Genomic DNA, 20,106 nt, shown 5'->3' with positions numbered 1-20,106 from the left:
CGGACTCTTCACGCAACCGCCAACTCCGCCACGTGTGCCCGACACGAGCGCGCAGGCCAGGGGGTCTTCCCTTCGTTCATGACGATTCTCGCGGTCACCGGGGCGGCAGCGACGGCACGCTACAGCGTGCAGCTGGCGACCGAGGGGGACCAGGTGAAGGCGGCGCAACGGCTGCGCCACCGGGTGTTCGCGGAGGAGCTCGGCGCCACACTGCGCTCGACGACGCCCGGTCTCGACGTCGACGAGTTCGACGTCCACTGCGACCATCTGATCATCACCGAGGACGGCTCCGGCGACGTGGTGGGCACCTACCGCATGCTCCCGCCGGGCCGCACCGACCGGCTGTACGCCGACGGCGAGTTCCATCTCAGCCCGCTCGCGCCGCTGCGGGACGTGGTGGTGGAGACCGGCCGCTCGTGCGTGCACCCTGACCACCGGACCGGCGCCGTCATCAACCTGATGTGGGCCGGGATCGCCCGGTACATGTACCTGTCCGGCCGGCGCTGGCTGGCCGGCTGCGCCTCGGTGCCGGTCGCCGACGCCACCGCGGTGTGGCACCAGGTGAGCGCCCGCCATCTCGCCCCGCCGGCGCTGCGGGTCGCGCCCCGCCGCCCCTGGCCACTCGGCCGTTGCCCCGACGGACGGGTCACCGTGCCGCCGCTGCTCAAGGGGTACCTGCGGCTGGGCGCGTGGGTGTGCGGCCCGCCCGCCTACGACCCGGACTTCCAGGTCGCGGACCTGCTCGTCCTGCTGTCCCTGGACCGGGTAGATCCCCGGTACCTGCGGCACTTCCTGGGTGCGTAGATGAACTGGGACTCCCTGTGGCAGCCCCGCTCGTCCTGTGACGCGCAGTGCCTGCCGGAGCCGGGCTCGGTTCCGCGGGCGGGCGCGGTCCGGGTGGCCGCCCGCCTGGTAGCCGCCACTGCCGTGATCGCGTGCGCCGTCGTCACCGTGCCGCTGGTCCTCCCGCTCTCCCGGACGGCGCGCGGCAACGTGCTCCGGCTCCTCGCCGGCGCGGTGCTCGCCGCGCTCGGCGTGCGGCACACCCTCCGTGGCCGGGTCCCCCGACGAGGTGCGCTCATCGTCGCCAACCACGTCTCGTGGCTGGACGTACTGGTGCTGCTCGCGCACACGCCGGCCCGGCTGCTCGCCAAGCGCGAGGTCCGGTCGTGGCCGGTGATCGGACCGCTGGCCGCGGCGACGGGCACCGTGTTCGTCGACCGGCGGCGCCCGCGTGCCCTGCCCGGGACCGTCGCGGCCGTGGCCGACGCGCTGCGGGCCGGCGACGTGGTCGCGGTGTTCCCGGAGGGTACGACCTGGTGCGGCCGTACCGGCGGCCACTTCCGCCCGGCCGTGTTCCAGGCGGCCGTCGACGCCGGTGCGCCGGTGGTCCCCGTCGCGCTCCGGTTCACGCTGGCCGCCGGCTCGGACACCACCGTCGCGGCGTTTCTGGGCGAGGACACGCTGCTCGCGTCGCTGCGCCGGGTCGTGGCCGTGCGCGGGCTGCACGTCGTGGTGCAGGCGCACCCGGCGCTGCACCCGATCCCTGGTGCCTCGCGGCGCGCCCTGGCGCGCGTCGCGCAGTCGGTCGTTCACGGCCCCATCCGTGGATCTTGGACACGTGGCGGGCCCATGGCACCGCCAACCGTCCAAGATCTGCGAGCCGCCTGACCTGCGGCCGGGCTGGCACAATTGCGCAGGGGGCTTCTCAGGAAACTCCCAGGCAAAGTTCAGCCCTGCCTCAGTGAGGGGACCCACGATTATGCCCATGGGGGTACGCGGCGGCGCTGCACAATCCGGGGGTGCATCGCTGTCGGGCGGAGCGCAGGCTGAGGCGAGACTGCTCGTGGTCGAGGATGATCCAAACATCCTTGAGCTGCTCTCGGCCAGCCTGCGCTTCGCCGGTTTCGCCGTCGCCAGCGCCAGCAGCGGCGAGGAGGCCGTCACCGCGGCCGGCGAGCAGCGACCCGACCTGATCGTTCTCGACGTGATGCTGCCCGACCTCGACGGCTTCGACGTGGTGCGCAAGCTGCGGGCCGGCGGCAGCCGTACCCCGGTGGTCTTCCTGACCGCGCGGGACGCGACCGAGGACAAGATCCGCGGCCTGACGCTCGGCGGCGACGACTACGTGACCAAGCCGTTCAGCCTCGAGGAGTTGACCGCCCGGATCCGGGCGGTGCTGCGACGCACCGCCGGCGACCGGGACTCCAGCAAGATGGTCTTCGCCGACCTCGAACTGGACGAGGAGACCCACGAGGTGCGGCGGGCCGGCGCCACCGTTTCGCTGTCGCCGACGGAGTTCAAGCTCCTGCGGTACCTCATGCTCAACGCCAACCGCGTGCTGTCCAAGGCGCAGATCCTCGACCACGTGTGGAACTACGACTTCCGCGGCGATGACAGCATCGTCGAGTCGTACATCTCGTACCTGCGGCGCAAGGTCGACGTCGTCGAGCCCCGGCTGATCCACACCCTGCGCGGCGTCGGGTACGTGCTGCGCCTGCCCACCTGATGGCGCCCGTCGGCGAACCCGTCACCGCCGATCGCGGGCACCGGTGGGGCCTGCTCGCCCGTACACCGCTGCGGGTCAAGCTCGTCACCGCCGTGCTCGTCCTGGTGACGGCCGCGCTCGTGATCACCGGTGCGATGAGCGCGCTGGCGCTGCGCAAGTACCTCGTCGACCGCATCGACAGCCAGCTCAGGGACGCCTCGCAGCACATCGACGTCGGCCAGCTGTTGTTCACGCAGCGCGAGCCGATCCTGCCCACCAACTACTTCGTCCTCGCCGCCGTCCCGGGCGTCGAGCCGAAGGGCGTCAAGTACGACTCCTCGCTCAAGGGGGAGGACATCCCGGACCTGCGGATGACCGCGGCCGAGATCCAGCGCCGTACCGGCAAGGCGTACACGGCCACCGCCGCCTCCGGGAAGCGCTGGCGGATCCTGGTCTCGCTGCGGCCGAACGGGCAGGTGCTCATCGTCGGCCAGCTGATGACCGACGTCGACGAGGCGCTCGCCCGGCTCATCGTGATCGACGTGGTGGTCGGCAGCGTGGTGCTCGTGGTGCTCGCCGCCGCGGGGGTCGCGCTCGTCCGGGCCAGCCTGCGGCCGCTGGTCGAGATCGAGCAGACCGCCGGCGCGATCGCGGCCGGCCAGCTCGGCCGGCGCGTACCGGAGTCACACCCGGCAACCGAGGTCGGGCGGCTGTCCCGGGCGCTCAACGCGATGCTCGCGCAGATCGAAGGGGCGTTCACCGCGCGGGCCGCCTCCGAGCGGGCCGCGCGCGCCGCCGAGTTCGCCGCCCGCGACGCCGCCGCGGCGGCCCAGCTCTCGGAGGCCCGGGCGCGCCGCTCCGAGGAGCGGATGCGGCAGTTCATCGCGGACGCCTCCCACGAGCTGCGGACGCCGCTGACGACGATCCGCGGCTTCGCCGAGCTGTACCGGCAGGGTGCGGTCGGGCCGGACCAGACCCACGACGTGCTGCGCCGCATCGAGGACGAGGCGTCCCGGATGGGGCTGCTGGTCGAAGACCTGCTGCTGCTGGCCCGCCTGGACCAGGAGCGGCCGCTCGTGCTCGCGCCGGTCGAGCTGCGGGTACTGGCGAGCGACGCCGTCGAGGCCGCCCGCGCCGTGGCGCCGGACCGCTCGATAGGGCTCGACGCGCCGCCCGACGGACGGCCGATCCTGGTCCTCGGCGACGAGCCGCGGCTGCGGCAGGTGCTGGGCAACCTCGTGACCAACGCGCTCACCCACACCCCGCCCGGCAGCCCGGTCACGGTGCGGCTGTCCGTGGACGGCTCGGCCGCGGTGCTGGAGGTCGTCGACAGCGGCCCAGGTATCGCCCCGGAACAGGCCGACCGGGTATTTCAACGCTTCTACCGGGTCGACAAGGCCCGTACCCGACAGGCGTCGACCGGCGACCGCCGCGTGCAGGGCGGCCGGCACAGTGGCGCCGGGCTGGGTCTGGCGATCGTTGCCGCCCTCGTGGCCGCGCACGACGGCAGCGTCGAGGTCGACAGCCTGCTGGGCGAGGGCGCCACGTTCCGGGTACGGTTGCCACTCCTGCGGGAGGTCGATGACCGTGACGCCGACGCGTCACTCCCAGAAACCTCTCAGCCGGGTCACAGTTCCAGTGAAGCATCCACAGGCATTGTTGAGGCATGAGCGAGCACGACAGCACATGGGCATCGGGGGCTTCGGACGACCGGGTGGCCGGGCAGTCGCCGTCGCAGCAGGAGCAGCACCAGGAATCGACGCCGACCGTAGCGTCGGAGCCGGGCGGCTCCGCGGGCGACCACGCGGTGGAGGCGCCGACGACATCGTTCGCCGCCGAACCGCGGCAGGGCGACCACCCGGCAGCGGCTCCGACGGCGTCGTTCGCCGCCGGACCCCACCAGGGCGGCGCCTCCGAGGCTCCGACGGCGACGTATCCGACCTACGCCGGGTCGCCTTTCCAGGCTCCGGGCGCGCCGTACCAGTCGTACCAGCCGTACGGCGCGGCCTATCCGGGCCCGGGTGCGCCGTACCACGCACCGGGTGACCCGTCCGCCCCGCAGCCGGGTGCGCCGTATCCCGGCGCGCCGTACTGGCAGCCCGCCGCTGCGGCTCCGCGTAACAGCCGGCTCGCGAAGGGCGTCGTGATCGGCGCCGCCGCGGTCGCGCTGTCGCTGTTCTCCGGCGTGGCCGGCGGTCTCGTGGCGCACCGGGCCGACGGCGGACGGACGGTGACCGTGACCCGCAACGCCGCACCCGTGCTGGAGCGGACGTCGATCGCCAGCGTCGCGGCCCGCGTTCAGCCCAGCGTCGTGGACATCACGACTCCGGTGGGGGAGGGGTCGGGCGTCGTCCTCTCCGACGACGGCGCGATCCTGACCAACAACCACGTGCTCGAGGGCGCCCGCGGCAACACCGTCGACGTGACGCTCAACAACGGCAAGTCCTACAAGGCCACGATCGTGGGTACCGACCCGGCCGGCGACCTCGCGGTGATCAAAGCCCAGGGTGCGTCCGGGCTCACCGCGGCGAAGTTCGGCAACAGTGACGACGTCCAGGTCGGCGACACCGTCCTGGCCCTCGGCAGCCCGCTCGGTCTCCAGGGATCGGTCACCGAGGGCATCGTCAGCGCACTGCACCGGACCATCGACGAGGGTGGTCAGCAGCAGGACCCCTTCGGTAACACCACCGGCAGCACTCAGCAGCGCTCGATCGGCGACGCGATCCAGACCGACGCGGCCATCAACCCCGGCAACTCCGGCGGCGCGCTGGTCAACCTCGCGGGCGAGGTCATCGGCATCAACACCGCGATCGCGACGTCCGGCCAGGGCGCGGGCAACATCGGCGTCGGCTTCGCGATCTCGAGCAACCAGGCCAAGGCGACGGCGGACCAGTTGCTGAAGGGCGGCAAGGTCACGCATCCGTACATCGGTGTCCAGGTCAGCAACGGCGATGGAGGCGCCCTGATCGCGGACGTGATCGCCGGTGGCCCGGCGGAAAAGGCCGGGCTGCGCAAGGGCGACCTGGTCACGAAGATCGGGGACCGGAACATTCCCGACGCCAACGCGCTGTCGGGTGCCGTCAAGTCCGGCAAGGTCGGCGACCAGCTTCAGTTCACCGTCGTCCGTAACGGCAGCGAGCAGCAGGTCACCGTGACGCTCGGCGGTACGACGAACTAGCGGCAGCGAACAGCTTTCCCTCCCTCCCTCCGGGTGGGTTCGGCGGTCGACCGCTGCCGAACCCACCACCGCCGACCGGCGCAGCCCGTGCAAGGGCTGCGCCGGTCGCGGGTTCGTGTCCTACACCGTGGCCGGTCGGTGCGGAGTCAGTCGATCCAGCCCATCGTGCGGTCGATCGCCTTGCGCCAGAACCGGAAACCGGTCTCGCGGTCGGTCGCCGACATGGCGGGTTCCCAGCGGCGGTCGACGCGCCAGTTGGCGCGCAGCGCCTCCACGCCGGGCCAGAAGCCGACGGCGAGGCCGGCCGCGTACGCCGCGCCGAGACACGTGGTCTCCGCGACGGTGGGCCGCACGACGGGCACGTTGAGCACGTCGGCCTGGAACTGCATGAGCAGATCGCTCGCGGTCATTCCGCCGTCGACCTTGAGCGCGGTGAGGGCGACGCCGGACTCCGCGGCCATCGCGTCGACGACCTCCTTCACCTGCCAGGCTGTCGCCTCGAGCGCCGCCCGCGCCAGGTGGCCCTTGGTGACGTACCCGGTCAGGCCGGCGATGACCCCGCGCGCGTCGGAGCGCCAGTGCGGCGCGAACAGGCCGGAGAACGCGGGCACGATGTAGCAGCCGCCGTTGTCGCTGACGGTGGCGGCGAGATCGTTGATCTCCGCCGCGGTCGAGATCAGGCCGAGGTTGTCGCGCAGCCACTGCACCAGCGCGCCGGTCACCGCGATCGACCCTTCCAGGGCGTACGCGGGCGCGTCGTCGCCGATCTGGTAGGCGATGGTGGTGACCAGCCCGCGCCGGCTGTGCACCGGGCGGTCGCCGGTGTGCAGCAACAGGAACGATCCCGTGCCGTAGGTGCACTTGGCCTCGCCGGTGGCGAAGCAGGTCTGCCCGAATAGCGCCGCCTGCTGATCGCCGAGCGCGCCCGCCACCGGCACGCCGTTGAGGAAGCCGCCCGCCTCACCGTACACATAGGAGGAAGGAAGGATCTCGGGCAGCATGGCGCGCGGGATTCCGAATGCGTCGAGCAGCTCGTCATCCCAGTCCAACGTGGACAGATTCATCAGCATGGTCCGGCTGGCGTTGGTGACATCGGTGGCGTGCCGACCGGTGAGCTTGGTTATCAGCCAGGTGTCCATCGTGCCGAACCGCACCTGACCGTCGCGGGCGCGCTCGCGCAGGCCCGGCACGGTGTCGAGCAACCAACGGATCTTGGGCGCCGAGAAGTAGGTGGCCAGCGGCAGGCCGGACGTGTCCCGGAACCGGTCGACGTCGCCCTGGCCCAGCTCCGCGATCACCCGGTCGGTGCGGGTGTCCTGCCACACGATCGCGTTGTGCAGTGGCTCGCCGGTCTCGGCGTCCCACAGCAGCGTCGTCTCACGCTGGTTGGTGATACCGACGGCCGCGAGGTCGGCCCGGCTCAGCCCGGCGCGGTCGAGCGCGCCGCGGACCACCGCCTCGGTGTTGTGCCAGATCTCCGCCGCGTCGTGCTCGACCCAGCCCGGCCTCGGATAGATCTGGCGGTGCTCCCGCTGGTCGACGGAGACGACCGCGGCATCACTGTCGAAGACGATGCAGCGCGTCGAGGTCGTGCCCTGGTCGATCGCCGCGATGTAGCGAGAATTCACCCCGACAGTGTGGCGCAGGCCCGGTGGTCCGTGCAGCACCCCTATTACGACGCCAGGATTCGGCCGAACGGCCGGAAACCCGACACCAACGGCCAATTCGCCGGACAGCGCCGACCTGCGCGCACTCGCTACCCTGCCAGCCATGGGTTCGACGATCACGGTCCGAGGACTGCACAAGTCGTACGAGTCGCTCAAGGCCGTCGACGGTGTCTCCTTCGATGTGGAGGCCGGGGAGTTCTTCGGCATCCTCGGGCCGAACGGGGCAGGCAAGACGACGACGTTGGAGATAGTCGAAGGGCTGCGCAAGCCCGACGCCGGCGCGGTGGAGCTGTTCGGCGAGTCGCCGTGGCCGCGCAACCCGGCGCTGCTGCCCCGCATCGGGGTGCAGCTGCAGGCGTCGTCGTTCTTCGAGCGGCTGACCGCCCGGGAACAGATCCACACGTTCGCCTCGCTGTACGGGGTCGGGGCGAAGAAGGCCGACGAGATGCTCGAACTGGTCGGCCTCACGGACAAGGCCGACGTCCGGGCGGAGAAGCTCTCGGGTGGCCAGATGCAGCGCCTGTCGATAGCCTGCGCGCTCGTACACGACCCGGAGCTGGTCTTCCTCGACGAGCCCACCGCGGCGCTCGACCCGCAGGCCCGGCGCAACCTCTGGGACCTGCTGCGGGCGATCAACACCCAGGGCCGCACGATCGTCCTCACCACCCACTACATGGACGAGGCGGAGATCCTCTGCGACCGGGTGGCGATCATGGACCACGGCAGGATCCTGCAGTCCGGATCGCCGGCCGAGCTCGTACGCGGGCTCGACACACCCACCCGCATCTCCATCGAGACCGGCGCGATCGCGGTCGACGAGGCACGCCGGCTGTTCCAGGGCGCCGAGGTCGACGACGACGGCGTCTCGCTGACCCTCGTCACCCGCACCCCGGCGCCGGTGCTGGCCGCGCTGGCCGAGCGCAACGCGCTGCGCGGGCTGTCGGTCCGCGGCGCCACCCTCGAAGACGTCTTCCTCAACCTCACCGGACGGGAGTACCGCGCGTGAGTAGCGGCTTTCGCAGTCTGTCCCGCGCGATGCTTCTCGGTTTCGTCCGGGACCGCACCGCGCTGTTCTTCACGATCCTCTTCCCGCTGATGTTCCTCGTCCTGTTCGGCGGGCTGCTCAAGAACCAGGGCGTGTCCCGGTCGAAGGTGATCGAGGTCGGTCCGGTCGCGGTCATCGACCAGGTACCGGCCGACGCCAAGCGCGAGCTGGGCAAGCTCCTCGACGTCACGAAGATGACCGACCGGGCCAAGGCGCTCGACGCCGTCCGCAAGGGTGACTACGAGGCCGCCGTCGAGCAGCAGGGCGACCGGGTCATGGTGCACTACTCGGCTGCGGACCAGGTCCGCGCCGGCACCGTGCGGAGCGTGTTCGACCAGTTGGTGCAGCAGACCAACCTGGCCGCCGCCGGCACGCCACCCAGGCTGAGCCTCGACGCGCAGCAGGTGGAGGACAAGTCCCTCAAGACCATCCAGTTCGTGACCCCGGGCCTGCTCGGCTGGGCGATCGCGACCGGCGCCACCTTTGGCGCCGCGATGACGCTGGTGACCTGGCGGGAGAAGAAGATCCTGCGCCGGCTACGGCTGTCTCCCGTGAGGATCAGCTCGGTGGTCAGCGCCCGGGTGGGCGTCAGCGTCGGCGTCGCCCTGCTGCAGACCGCGATCTTCCTCGGGGTGGCGTCGCTGCCGTCCTTCGGGCTCAAGCTGTCGAACTACTGGTGGATGTCGCTCCCGGTGATCCTGGTCGGCACCTTCGCGTTCCTGTCGATCGGTCTGGTTGCCGGAGCGTGGGCGAAGACCCAGGAGTCGGCCAACGTGATCGCCCAGCTGGTCGTGCTGCCGATGGCGTTCCTGTCCGGCTCGTTCTTCCCGCTCGACAGCGCGCCGAAGTGGCTACAGGCCGTCGCCGAGATCTTCCCGCTGCGCCACCTCAACCAGGCGATGCTCGACGTGATGGTCCGCGGCAAGGGGCCGGCGTCGGTCCTGCCCGAAATGGGGATCCTCGCCGGCTTCGCGATCGTGCTCACCCTGCTCGCGACGCGGCTGTTCCGCTGGGACGACGTCTGACGCGGCGGAGCGGTGGGCGACGTCTGACGCGGCGGAGCGGTGGGCGACGTCTGACGCGCTATCCGGCCGCGGGGGATGGCTCCCGCGCGGCCGCCTTCAGCAGCGCGACGACCTGGTCGGGCGAGCCCGGCATGGCGTAGTGCCAGCCCTGCGCGGTGTCGCAGCCGAGAGCGCGCAGCCGCGCCGCCTGTTCGGAGGTCTCCACGCCCTCCGCCGTGACGGTCAGGTGGAGCGTGTGCGCCAGCTTGATGAGGGTCGCCACGATCTCCTTGTCGACCGGGTCGGGGGAGTCCGGCGGGCGCAGCCCCGCGACGAAGGAGCCGGCCAGCTTCAGGCTGTGCACCGGCAGGCTGCGTAGGTAGGCCAGGTTGGAGTACCCGGTGCCGAAGTCGTCGATGGCGATGCGTACTCCGAGATCGGCCAGGGCGTGCAGGGTCTGGAGCGGCTGGCCGGGGCTGCCCATGACGGCGCTCTCGGTCAGCTCCAGCTGGAGGCTGCTGGGATCGAGGCCGGTCTCCTCCAGGATGGCGTTCACCGCGGCGACGATGTTGGGATCCTGCACCTGTCGCACCGCCAGGTTGACGCTGGTGACCAGGTCGACCTGCGGGTACTGCCGCTGCCAGGCCGCCGCCTGGCGGCACGCCTCGCCCAGCACCCACTGCCCGAGCGGGACGATGAGGCCCGTCTCCTCGCTCAGCTCGATGAACCGGTCCGGGCCGAGCAGCCCCAGCGTCGGGTGTCGCCACCGCACCAGCGCTTCGACGCCCATCACCGTCTCGTCCTCGAGGCGCACCAGGGGCTGGTACTCGACCAGGAACTCGCGGCGCTCCAGCGCGGCCGGCAGGCTGGCCGAAAGCTCGAACTTGGTCACCTCGCGGGCGTGCCGGTCGGCGTCGAAGAGCGCCCAGCGGTTCTTGCCGTCCCGCTTGGCCCAGTGCAGCGTGGTGTCGGCGGCCTTCATCAGCTCGGTGGCGCTGGTCGTGTGGGCGGCCCGCTCCACGACCCCGACGCTGGCGGAGACGGTGATCTCGTGGCCGCCGAGCTGGACCGGCGCGCGGACGGCCGCGAGCGCGGCCTCGGCGATGTCGACCAGCTGCTCGGGGCCGGCGGACCGCTCGACGAGCACCACGAACTCGTCGCCGCCGGTCCGCGCGACGAGCTGTCCCGGCCCGCAGACCGAGGAGTGGAGCTTGCGGGCGACCGCGAGCAGCAGGTAGTCGCCCATGTCGTGGCCGAGCGTGTCATTGATCATCTTGAAGCCGTCGACATCGAGGTAGCAGATGCCGACGCGGGCGTCTTCGCCCGCGTCCTCGAGGATCTGGCCGAGGCGTTCGAAGAAGAGCGTCCGGTTGGGCAGCTGGGTCAGTGGGTCGTGCAGGGCCTGGTGGCGCAGCCGGGTCTGGAGGTGGTGCCGCTCGGTGATGTCCTCGACCATGGTCACCACGTACTGCGGCTGCCCGTCCTGGTCCCGAATCAGGGAGACGGCCAGGTCGGTCCAGACGGCGGTGCCGTCCTTGCGGTAGTAGGGCTTCTCGAGCCTGATGTGCTCCCGCTCGCCGCGGGTCAGCTCGCGGTAGGCGTCCCAGATCCCGGGTGCGTCCTCGGGGTGGATGAACTCGTTCACGGTGAGTTCGCGGAACTCCTCCTGGGTGTACCCGAGCATGTCGCAGGTCGTCTGGTTGACGTCGATGACCTGACCCTCGATATCGGCGATCACGATGCCGATGACAGCGCCGGCGAAGACCGCCTGGAAGCGGGCCTCGCTCGCCCATCGGGCGGCCTCCGCCTCGGAGTGGGCCAGCATGGCGGCGGCCCGGATCTCCTCCTGCTCGACCAGGGTCCGGTCGCGCAACGCCTGCGCGAAGCCGGCCGCCAGGGCGCCCTGGAGGGCCTGGCCGCGGGCGCTCCCGACGGTGCCGCCGAGGTGCTCGTTGAGGGTGCGCAGGGTGTGGTCGAGCGAGGCGGGCTGGGTGAAGTGCGCGTCGACGAGGGCCGCTCCCACCTTGTATCCGACCTCGGGGTCGAAGGTCTCGACCGCGGCGGTGGCGACCAACTGCTCAGCCAGGTCGGTCAGGAACGACTCCAGCTCGCGCCGGCCCATCGACACGAAGCTCGTCCCGGCGATGGCCTGGGCCCACGCCTTCGCGAGCTGCCGCGCGCCGGGCCGCCGCGCCGCCGGTCCGGGCGGGATCCGGCCAGCCTGATCCGGCCGAGGGGCGCTCACCGTGGCGCCCTCGGCCGCCGGTTTCGCGTCGCCGAGGCCGCGTGGCGGCCGCGCGCGCTTCTTGGTCACGCCGGGCATGGCGTCGCGTCTCCGGGCCGAGAACGGCCGGCCGTCGCGTATGTGCCGCGAGCCGCCGGAAGAGTGGACGTGAGCGACCCTGTCCGGTCCACTTCGACGTGTTTCGGATCCCGGTTCAGCCGCTCCACGAAAACTCCCTCCCCGTTTCCGTACAAGCAAGCGTTGCGAGCATACGGGTTGGCCCACCAGGAGGGAACCAGTAAGAGGTACCGTTGATTGAAGGGTTTCCCTGCGTTAAAGAAATGCGACGGAGGGTGTCGGTTCAATCCCGGCGCGCCACGGCAGCCAGCCCGGGGGTCTCCGCGGGGCCGGCCTCATCCGACGTGTCCGGCCGCCACCGCGACAGCGACACCACTCCCGGCTCGACCAGGGTGAGCGGGCCGAACAGGGCGGCCACCTCCTCGGCGGTCCGGAGGACGACCGACGTGGATGAGCGGCGGTACAGGTTCAGCGCCCGGTCCTTGCCCTCGTCGAGCTCGTCGGTGGCGGCGTGCGAGACCACGACGTGGCTGCCGGGCGCGAGCGCGGCGGCGTACCCAGCGACGATGTCGGCCGGGTGCTCCTCATCCGGGACGAAGTGGAGCACGGCGACCATGAGCAGGCCCACCGGGCGGTCGAAGTCGATATGGGACCGCAGCAGCGGGTCGCCGAGCACCTCCGCCGGCCGGCGCAGGTCGGCGCGTACCACCGTCGCATGTGGATTACGTACGAGAATCGCGCGGCTGTGCGCGTACGCGACCGGGTCGAGGTCCACGTAGACGACTTTCGCGGTCGGGTCGACCGCCTGCGCCACCTCGTGCACGTTGCCGACGGTCGGAATGCCCGACCCGAGGTCGATGAACTGACGGATGCCGAGGTCGCACAGGTAACGCACCGCTCGCCGCAGGAACGCCCGGTTCTGCTGGGCCGCCATGCGCGCGTCGGGCGCCGCCCGCATGACCTCCTCGGCGAACTCCCGGTCCACCGCGAAGTTGTGCGAACCACCGAGGTAGTAGTCGTACACCCGAGCCACGCTCGGCCGCTGGGCGTTCACGTCGTCCGGAGCCCAGGTCGGACGCTCCACGCCGGTCCCCTCTCGTCACCCAACGCACCGCCGTTTCGACGCGCTGTGGCGAGCATAGCGGTCCGGATCGATGAAGTCGCCCGTCGAGCGCCGGGGTGGCCGCCGGAGCGGCCACCCCCTTTCGGGCTCGGTCAGGCCAGCCGGGTGATGCGGTCCTGCGGGCCGGGGGCGATCGGTCCGGTCCCGAGGTAGGCGACCAGCGCGTCCACGTCGAATCCGGGCGCGGTGGCCCGGTCCGTGCCCGCCGTCAGCCCGGCGAAGCCGTCACCGCCGCCCGCGAGGAAGTCGTTCATCGCCACCCGGTACGAGGCGGCCGGGTCGATCGCGACGCCGTCCAGCGCCAGGTTGCTCACCCGCTGCCCCAGCGGTCTGGTCGTGTCGTACGCGTACGTGAGGCCGGCCGAGACCTGCAGGAGCTTCGTGACCGTCTGACCGGCGTACCCGGCGAACTGCTCCTCCAGCACCTCCTTGAGCTGCGCGCCGGTGTACGTCTGGGTCACCACCAGGTTGTTGAACGGCTGCACGGCGAAGCATTCGCCGTACGTGACCTGGCCGGGCGCCTCGCCGCCGGGCGAGTTGGCGTAGCTGAGCGAGGTGCGGATGCCTCCGGGGTTCATCAGCGCGAGCTGCGCGCCCGCCGGCCGCGTGTACCTGAGCATCCCGTCGGCGATCACGTCGCCGAGGGGGCTCTCGCCGGCGCCGTTGGCGGCGGCGGTGATGTCGGCGGTGATGCCGCCGACGACCTTGTTGGCCAGCGGCGCGACCGCTGTCCGGTACTTGTCGGCGATCGTCTTCGCCGCGGGGTCGACGAGCGTGGGGTCGTGGATGAAGTTGCCCGCGGCGTCCCTGGCCCAGCTGCCGTCGGGGTTGCGCACGCCGTTGAGGACGATCTCGTTGTGCGCGCTCGCCGACGCGAACCGCCGGGTCCTGCGGTCGAGGGTGAACGAGAGGTCGGTGACGAGGACCCCCGTGGAGCCGGCGCTGGTGACCACGGACGTCGCGCCCGAGGAGTTGGGCAGCGCGCAACTGTAGAACCGGTGCGTATGCCCGGACACCACGATGCCGTACTCGGGGCGCAGGCCCTTGACGATGCCGGTGATGTCCCCGGCGAAGTGGTCGCAGCCCGACACGTCGGGGATCGCCGGTGGCGTGGTCTGCTGGCTGCCGCCCTGGTGGATGAGCAGCACCAGAGCGTGGACGCCGAAGTAGCGGCCGAGCAGGTCGGCGTACCGGTTGGCCGTCTCGACCTCATTGCGGAAGGTGACCGACTGGACGCCGGCCGGGTTGACGATGGTCGGGGTCGCCTCCAGCGTCATGCCGACGAAGCCGACGGGGACCCCGTCGACCATCCTGACGTCGAACGGCAGGAACAGCGGCCGCCCGGTCTTCTTCTCGATGACGTTCGCGGCGAGGTACGTGAAGCGCGCGCCGGCGAAGCCGTCGCCGTCGGCGCACCCGTCGACCGGGTGGCAGCCGCCGTTCTGCATCCGCTTGAGCTCGTCGGTGCCCTCGTCGAACTCGTGGTTTCCGACCGAGGTGAGGTCGAGGCCGAGAGCGTTCATCTCCTCGATCGCCGGCTCGTCGTGGAACGCCGCGCTCACCAGCGGTGACGCGCCGATCAGGTCGCCGGCCGCGACCGTGTACACGTTGCGGGTCTCCCGCCGGTCCTGCGCGCGTAGCTTCTTGACGTACGTGGCCAGGTACTCGACCCCGCCGGCCGGGTTGCCGTTGACCAGCCCGGTGCTGCCGGTGGGCGGGTCGATGTTGCCGTGGAAGTCGTTGAACGCGATGAGGTGGCCGTTGGCGGCCGCGTGGTGATCGACGCGGCTGAACGTGACGCTCACGGGTGACAGCGGCGTCCAGGGTGACGCCTGCGCCGGTCTTGTGGACCCGACGGGCAGCAGCGCGACCACCGTGGCGGCGAGGGCCGGGACGGCCGACAGCCGCAGGGCCCGCGCCAGCCGCCGGGGACGGGACTCGACCATGCTCTCTCCTTGTCGGCGACGAGGAATTCGTCGATCGACATCTTTGTCTCCCGCCGGGCGGGGCGCGAGGGCGCCGCGGGAGCCGGGGGACAGACGGCGGGGCAGGTAAAGGGGGCTGCGGATCGGATGCGGTCGGGTGGCGGAGCGGCGGCTTGACCCCGGAAGTTGTTGATCTTATTTTGCCGGGCATGACCGTGGGCATCGCCTGATGCGGCCCGCCAACCTCGCCCTGCGGTTCGCGCTCGAGCTCGCCGGCCTCGTGGCGTTCGGGTACTGGGGCTTCGTGACGCCGACGGGGCGGCCGCTGGCGGTGCTGCTCGGCCTCGGCGCCCCGCTCGTCGCCGCTGCGCTGTGGGGCGTGCTCGCCGCGCCCAAGGCGCCCGTCCGGCTGCCCGGTGCGGCGCGGCTCGGCTTCGAGATCGTGTGGTTCGGCGCGGCGGCCGCGGCGCTGATCCACGCCGGCCGCCCGTTCCTCGCCGTCGTGCTCGCGGCGCTGTACGCGGTCAACCGGGTGCTGATGTATGTATGGCGGCAGTAGCGTCCGCCCCTGGCGAACACTCCTGTCCGAGCCGGTCGCTGTCGGGCAGGCTCGGCAGGCATGCGACTACTCGTACTCGGCGGCACCGCCTTCCTCGGCCGTGCCGTCGTCCGCGCCGCCCTGGCGGCCGGCCACGACGTGACGTGTGCCGCGCGGGGCGTGTCCGGCCCCCCGGCGCCCGGCGCGACGTTCTTCCGTGTCGACCGCGACGACCCCGACGGCCTGGCCGTCCTGCGGGGGCTGGAGTTCGACGCGCTCGTCGACGTGTCACGGCGCCCCAGCCAGGCGCGCCGCGCGGTGGCGGCGCTGGCCGACCGCGTCGGCCACGCGGTCTACGTCTCCACCGTCTCGGTCTACGCCGACAACGGCACGCCGGGTCAGCGGGCCACCGACGCGCCGGTGCTCGACCCGGCGCCGCCGGAGGGCGACGTCCCGACCGACGCCGAGACCTACGGCGCCTGCAAGGTCGCATGTGAGCGGGCCTTCGTGGACGGCTTCGGCGCCGACCGTGTCTTCGTCTGCCGGGCCGGGCTGATCATCGGGCCGGAGGACGAGACCAACCGCTTCGGATACTGGGTGGCCCGCGTGGACGCCGGTGGCGAGATCCTGGCCCCGGGCGCGCCGGACGACCTCGTGCAGTACGTCGATGTCCGCGACCTGGCCGACTGGCTGGTGCGGGCGGCGCAGGTCCGTAGGGCGGGCGTGTACGACGGGACCGGCGTGCCGACCACCCGCGAGCACTTCCTGAACCGGGTCGCGGCCGGGGTCGCCGCCCGCCCCCGGTTCACCTGGGTCGACCAGGAGTTTCTGCTGTCGGCTGAGGTGCAGCCGTGGATGGGTGAGCGATCACTTCCGCTGTGGTTGCCGCTACCGGAGTACGCCGGCTTTCTCAGCCGGGACGTGTCCGCCTCGTTCGATGCCGGCCTGCGCACGCGGGAGGTTGCCGAAACGGCCCGCGACACGCTCGGCTGGCTGCGCGGCTCGGCATCCCCGCCGACCGGCGCCGGGATCACTCCTGAGGAGGAAGTAGCCCTGCTGGAAAAGTGGCATAACCGTACTTCTTGATCTCCGAGCGTCGGTTTTGGCCATCTCTCCGGGGAATTGTTGAACTGTCTTGAGCGTTTGTCCTCAGAGCGCCGCTGGTGCGGACGAAATGACGCCTGTACCAGGACAACCGGCCTCCCGGTCACGACCCGATCTTGCGATCCAACTGAACCCGTGCAGCTCCCCATGCGTTTGGGTAAGTGGTGCAGATCTCATCGGTCGGTACGCGGATCGACGGGTGAATTGGAATCAGACGGAGACCTTTCCTGTTGTGAAGGGTACAGGACCCGGGGGGTGTCCGGTTTGAGAACGGGCAGTGCGGGAACGCGATAAAGACGACGGGGGAGGGCCCGAAGTGGAGAACATGACGGCGATGCGGACCGGCGAGGTCGCTGAGGAGCGCGACCTGGTCGGTGTCTATCTGCACGAGATCTCCAAGACGCCGCTCCTCGACGCTGCCCAGGAGGTCGTACTCGCCAAGGCTGTCGAGGCCGGCCTGTACGCGGAGCAGCTGCTTGAGACGGGGGAGTCGTTCCAGGACGCCACCCGCGAGGAGCTGGAGCGTCTGGTCGCCGACGGGGAGCGCGCCAAGGACCGGTTCATCCGGGCCAACCTGCGGCTGGTCGTGTCGATCGCCCGCCGGTACGTCCGGTCCGGGATGCCGATGCTGGACCTGATCCAGGAGGGCAACACCGGTCTGGTCCGGGCGGTGGAGAAGTTCGACTACGTGCGCGGGTACAAGTTCTCGACGTACGCCACCTGGTGGATCCGCCAGGCGATCAGCCGGGCGATCGCGCAGCAGGAGCGGACCGTGCGGCTGCCGGTGCACCTGGTGGAGGACGTGAACCGGATGCGCAGCGTGGCGCGTCAGCTCACCCGCGAGCACGGCAACGAGCCGGAGCCGGAGCAGCTCGCCGCCGCGCTGGGCGTGCCGGTGGAGCGCGTCAACGAGCTGAAGCGCTGGTCGCAGGACACGGTGTCGCTGGACACCCCGGTCGGCGACGACGGCGACACCAACCTCGGTGACCTGGTCGCCGACTCGGACGCGCCGTCGCCGGAGGACCTGGTGCTGGCGGCGCTGGAGCGCCAGCGCATCGAGAGCCTGCTCAACCACCTCGACGACCGGTCCGCCGGCATCATGCGGGCGCGGTACGGGCTCGAGGACGGCCGGGAGCACTCGCTGACCGAGGTGGCGTCGCGGTTCTCGCTCTCCCGGGAGCGGATCCGTCAGCTGGAGATCCAGGCGCTGGGGCGCCTGCGCGAGCTGGCTCGCGCGGAGGGCATGCAGGCCGCCTGACCCGACGAGACACCCGAAGGAGCCGGACCCGGCAGGGGTCCGGCTCCTTCGTGTCTGTGGGTTGCGGGTGTCTACGGGTTGCGGGTGTCTACGGATTGCGGGTGTCTACGGATTGCGGGTGTCTACGGATTGCGGGTGTCTACGGATTGCGGGTGTCTACGGATTGCGGCTGTCTACGGATTGCGGCTGTCTACGGACTGCGGCCGTCTACGGGTTGCGGCTGGCCACGACGAACAGGCGCGGGAACGGCAGGACGGTCCCGTAGCCGCGCTGCGGGTACTCCTCCCGCAGCCGCTGCGCCACCTCGGCGCGGAAGCGTTCGAGCGCCGGTGGGTCGTCGGCCAGCGCGTCCAGGTACGGCCGCAGGCCGGTGCCGGCGAACCATTCGTAGACCGGATCCGGGCCGGGCAGTACGTGCAGGTAGGTCGTCTCCCAGGCGTCGACGGCCAGCCTGTGTCCGGCGAGCACGTCGAGGTACGCCGTGGCCGGCTGCACCGGGCTGACGCCGCGCGGCCCCGTGCCGCTCGCCACCGGGCCCAGCCGGGCGGCCCAGCGCGACGAGGTCGCGACCGAGCGGAACACGTCGGTGGCGGCGACCCCGCGCGGCAGCGGCACCTGCAGGGCCAGGGTGCCGCCCGGGCGCAGCGCCGCCGCCCAGCCCGGCAGCGCGTCCAGATGTCCGGGGACCCACTGCAGGGCCGCGTTGGAGACGATCACGTCCACGGAGTCGGGGGCGGGCCGCCACCCGGCGATGTCGCCGAGGCCGAACTCGAGCCGTCCGGGCCGGGCCAGCCGGGCCGCGGCGGCGATCATGTCCGGCGAGGAGTCGAGGCCGTACACGCGGGCGTCGGGCCACCGGTCGGCGAGGGAGACCGTGACCGTGCCGGGGCCGCAGCCGAGGTCGACGACGGTTTCCGGCGCGGTCGTCGGGATCTGGGCGATGAGATCGTGGAACGGGCGGGCCCGCTCTGCGGCGAAGCGGGCGTACTGCTCCGGGTCCCAGCTCACCGGAAAAGCATGATCGCGGGGGACCGGTTCGTCCAGTCCCCCGCGATCATGATCTGGTTCAGCGGACGCGGCCGTACCCGTACGGCGACATCATGTCGACGCTGGAGAGCTTCACGTACTCACCGGGCTGCGGAGCGTGGATCACCTGGTTGTTGCCGACGTAGATCGCCACATGGCCGAGGTTCGAGTAGAAAACGAGGTCTCCGGCCTGCAGCTGACTGCGGGAGATGTGCGCCACCTGGTTCCACTGCATCGCGGCGTTGTGCGGCAGCGACTTGCCGGCGGCGGCCCACGCGGCCATGGTCAACCCCGAGCAGTCGTACGAGCTGGGGCCGGCGGCGGCGTAGACGTACGGCTTGCCGATGGCGTTGTAGGCGTAGCGCACGGCGACCCCGGCGCTGCCGGCGATGTTGGGCGCCGCGACGGGCGCCGGCTTGGCTGCGGTCGCCGACCCGTACGCCTGCTTGCGCATCGCCATCAGGTTGGCGAGGTCACCTTCGATCTTGGTCTTCTGGTCGGCCAGGTTCTTCTGGTCGGCCTGCTGCTGGCTGAGCAGCGTGTTGAGCCGGGTCTTCTCCGTGTCGTACTGCGACTTCATCTGGGAGTAGCCCTGGATCTGCTGCTGCTGCGCGCTGGCGATGTGGTTGAGCGTGGTGAGGTTGCTCAGCAGGTCGCCGGAGGTGCCGTCCGACAGCAGCAGCGCCATCGATGACGGGTTGCCGCCCTTGTACGCCTGGGCGGCGATCTCACTGACGTTGGCGTACGCCGAGTCGACCTGCGACTGCAGCGGCGCCATCTTCGCGTCGAGCGCGGCGATCGACGTCTGGGTGGCTTTCAGCTGCTCGCCGATTCCGTTGTACTGCTCGACGATCTTCTCGAGGGCAGCGGAGGACTGGTTGATCTGCTGCTGCAGGTCGCTCGGGGAAGGCGTCGCGTTAGCCGACGTCGCGGGCGCGATGACGGCTACCGCCGCGGCGCCCAGGAGGACGATGCGCAGCAGTCGTGGCACTACAGGCACGAAGCACCCTTCTTCCTGACCGCCTACCGAGTTAGCTGACGGGTTCGGGCCGGAAGAAGGTGGCCCTACCGCGCCGCGGCGCGGATTCACCCCGTGACGGTCTGTTGTCGACCGTCGGCTGGGTCCCCGGTTCACTCCCGCAAGCCGATCGACGTCTTGCGAGCTGTTGTGATTCGGCGATGCCGGCTCGTCGCCACCCGGGTTGGGTGGCGGCCTACCGAGCAGGCTAGACCAACCTAACGTGATCTTGGCGATACCGGAAGTCCACCGTGCCTTGTTTGTACCTTAAGTCACTCGAAGTCACCAACATCCTGATTACGTCTGGTGTTCGAGGAGTGGCCGTCGGTCATATTCGCATCGGCTCCGGACCCTCCAATGGGGACGCCGGCTACGCTTTTCCGCTGGTCAAAGCGGCGTGGTGCGGGTGACGTGGGTGGCGACGGTGGGT

At 71.1% G+C, this 20,106-nt stretch carries 16 protein-coding genes and 1 riboswitch; of the genes, 10 read left to right on the top strand and 6 right to left on the bottom strand.

Going from position 1 to position 20,106, the window contains the following annotated elements:
• Positions 1 to 78 precede the first annotated feature (78 nt).
• The 5 genes from HC031_RS14425 to HC031_RS14405 all read left to right on the top strand — a co-directional run bounded on the left by HC031_RS14425 (position 79) and on the right by HC031_RS14405 (position 5,666).
• Positions 79 to 804: a GNAT family N-acetyltransferase gene (locus HC031_RS14425; RefSeq protein WP_167925794.1), complete on the top strand. Its 726-nt coding sequence runs from the start codon at positions 79 to 81 to the stop codon at positions 802 to 804.
• On the top strand, positions 805 to 1,671 hold the full coding sequence (locus tag HC031_RS14420) for a lysophospholipid acyltransferase family protein (RefSeq protein WP_167925793.1): 867 nt from the start codon (positions 805 to 807) through the stop codon (positions 1,669 to 1,671).
• Between the two features lie 97 nt (positions 1,672 to 1,768).
• Complete coding sequence (locus HC031_RS14415; protein ID WP_167925792.1) at positions 1,769 to 2,509, top strand: response regulator transcription factor; 741 nt, start codon at positions 1,769 to 1,771, stop codon at positions 2,507 to 2,509.
• Positions 2,509 to 4,158 carry a sensor histidine kinase gene (locus HC031_RS14410; RefSeq protein ID WP_167925791.1) on the top strand — a complete coding sequence of 550 codons (1,650 nt, stop codon included), beginning with the start codon at positions 2,509 to 2,511 and terminating at the stop codon, positions 4,156 to 4,158. The genes HC031_RS14415 and HC031_RS14410 overlap by 1 nt, the downstream gene beginning before the upstream one ends.
• The gene (locus HC031_RS14405) at positions 4,155 to 5,666 is read left to right on the top strand and encodes a trypsin-like peptidase domain-containing protein (protein WP_240942489.1); all 1,512 of its coding nucleotides are present in this window, start codon (positions 4,155 to 4,157) and stop codon (positions 5,664 to 5,666) included. Before HC031_RS14410 ends, HC031_RS14405 begins: the two co-directional genes overlap by 4 nt.
• A 146-nt stretch (positions 5,667 to 5,812) precedes the next feature.
• Here the strand turns inward: HC031_RS14405 and glpK are convergent, their stop codons facing one another.
• Complete coding sequence (glpK, locus tag HC031_RS14400) at positions 5,813 to 7,294, bottom strand: glycerol kinase GlpK (RefSeq protein ID WP_167925790.1); 1,482 nt, start codon at positions 7,292 to 7,294, stop codon at positions 5,813 to 5,815.
• Positions 7,295 to 7,436: 142 nt separating this feature from the next.
• On the opposite strand from glpK, the gene HC031_RS14395 reads away from it, so the two are divergent.
• Together HC031_RS14395 and HC031_RS14390 are read left to right on the top strand one after the other, a co-directional pair.
• Positions 7,437 to 8,339 carry an ABC transporter ATP-binding protein gene (locus HC031_RS14395; RefSeq protein WP_167925789.1) on the top strand — a complete coding sequence of 301 codons (903 nt, stop codon included), beginning with the start codon at positions 7,437 to 7,439 and terminating at the stop codon, positions 8,337 to 8,339.
• Positions 8,336 to 9,403, top strand: a complete 1,068-nt coding sequence (locus HC031_RS14390; RefSeq protein ID WP_338090655.1) for an ABC transporter permease — start codon at positions 8,336 to 8,338, stop codon at positions 9,401 to 9,403. Before HC031_RS14395 ends, HC031_RS14390 begins: the two co-directional genes overlap by 4 nt.
• 58 nt (positions 9,404 to 9,461) lie before the next feature.
• On the opposite strand, the gene HC031_RS14385 is transcribed toward HC031_RS14390, so the two are convergent.
• From HC031_RS14385 to HC031_RS14375, 3 genes are all read right to left on the bottom strand, one after another.
• The gene (locus HC031_RS14385; protein ID WP_338090661.1) at positions 9,462 to 11,594 is read right to left on the bottom strand and encodes a putative bifunctional diguanylate cyclase/phosphodiesterase; all 2,133 of its coding nucleotides are present in this window, start codon (positions 11,592 to 11,594) and stop codon (positions 9,462 to 9,464) included.
• A gap of 373 nt (positions 11,595 to 11,967) precedes the next feature.
• Positions 11,968 to 12,768 carry an SAM-dependent methyltransferase gene (locus HC031_RS14380; RefSeq protein WP_167925787.1) on the bottom strand — a complete coding sequence of 267 codons (801 nt, stop codon included), beginning with the start codon at positions 12,766 to 12,768 and terminating at the stop codon, positions 11,968 to 11,970.
• Between the two features lie 131 nt (positions 12,769 to 12,899).
• Positions 12,900 to 14,753, bottom strand: coding sequence for a bifunctional metallophosphatase/5'-nucleotidase (locus HC031_RS14375; RefSeq protein WP_167925786.1), 1,854 nt, complete (start codon positions 14,751 to 14,753; stop codon positions 12,900 to 12,902).
• 208 nt (positions 14,754 to 14,961) lie between these two features.
• Between HC031_RS14375 and HC031_RS14370 the strand changes: the two genes are divergently transcribed.
• From HC031_RS14370 to HC031_RS14360, 3 genes are all read left to right on the top strand, one after another.
• Positions 14,962 to 15,291, top strand: coding sequence for a YrdB family protein (locus tag HC031_RS14370; protein WP_167925785.1), 330 nt, complete (start codon positions 14,962 to 14,964; stop codon positions 15,289 to 15,291).
• 60 nt (positions 15,292 to 15,351) lie between these two features.
• Entirely contained in the window at positions 15,352 to 16,356 is a 1,005-nt protein-coding gene (locus tag HC031_RS14365) for an NAD-dependent epimerase/dehydratase family protein (RefSeq protein WP_167925784.1), read from the top strand.
• Between the two features lie 343 nt (positions 16,357 to 16,699).
• The gene (locus HC031_RS14360; RefSeq protein ID WP_167925854.1) at positions 16,700 to 17,632 is read left to right on the top strand and encodes a sigma-70 family RNA polymerase sigma factor; all 933 of its coding nucleotides are present in this window, start codon (positions 16,700 to 16,702) and stop codon (positions 17,630 to 17,632) included.
• Positions 17,633 to 17,839: 207 nt separating this feature from the next.
• Here the strand turns inward: HC031_RS14360 and HC031_RS14355 are convergent, their stop codons facing one another.
• Both HC031_RS14355 and HC031_RS14350 read right to left on the bottom strand, forming a co-directional pair.
• Positions 17,840 to 18,640, bottom strand: a complete 801-nt coding sequence (locus HC031_RS14355; protein ID WP_167925783.1) for a methyltransferase domain-containing protein — start codon at positions 18,638 to 18,640, stop codon at positions 17,840 to 17,842.
• Between the two features lie 58 nt (positions 18,641 to 18,698).
• On the bottom strand, positions 18,699 to 19,658 hold the full coding sequence (locus HC031_RS14350; protein ID WP_167925782.1) for an NlpC/P60 family protein: 960 nt from the start codon (positions 19,656 to 19,658) through the stop codon (positions 18,699 to 18,701).
• Positions 19,659 to 19,663: 5 nt separating this feature from the next.
• Positions 19,664 to 19,847: riboswitch (cyclic di-AMP (ydaO/yuaA leader) on the bottom strand.
• Positions 19,848 to 20,106: the final 259 nt, after the last annotated feature.

Source organism: Planosporangium thailandense, from assembly GCF_011947195.1.
Lineage (GTDB): Bacteria > Actinomycetota > Actinomycetes > Mycobacteriales > Micromonosporaceae > Planosporangium > Planosporangium thailandense.
Note: the sequence above shows the minus strand (reverse complement) of the source record. Positions and strands in the feature narration are given on the sequence as shown.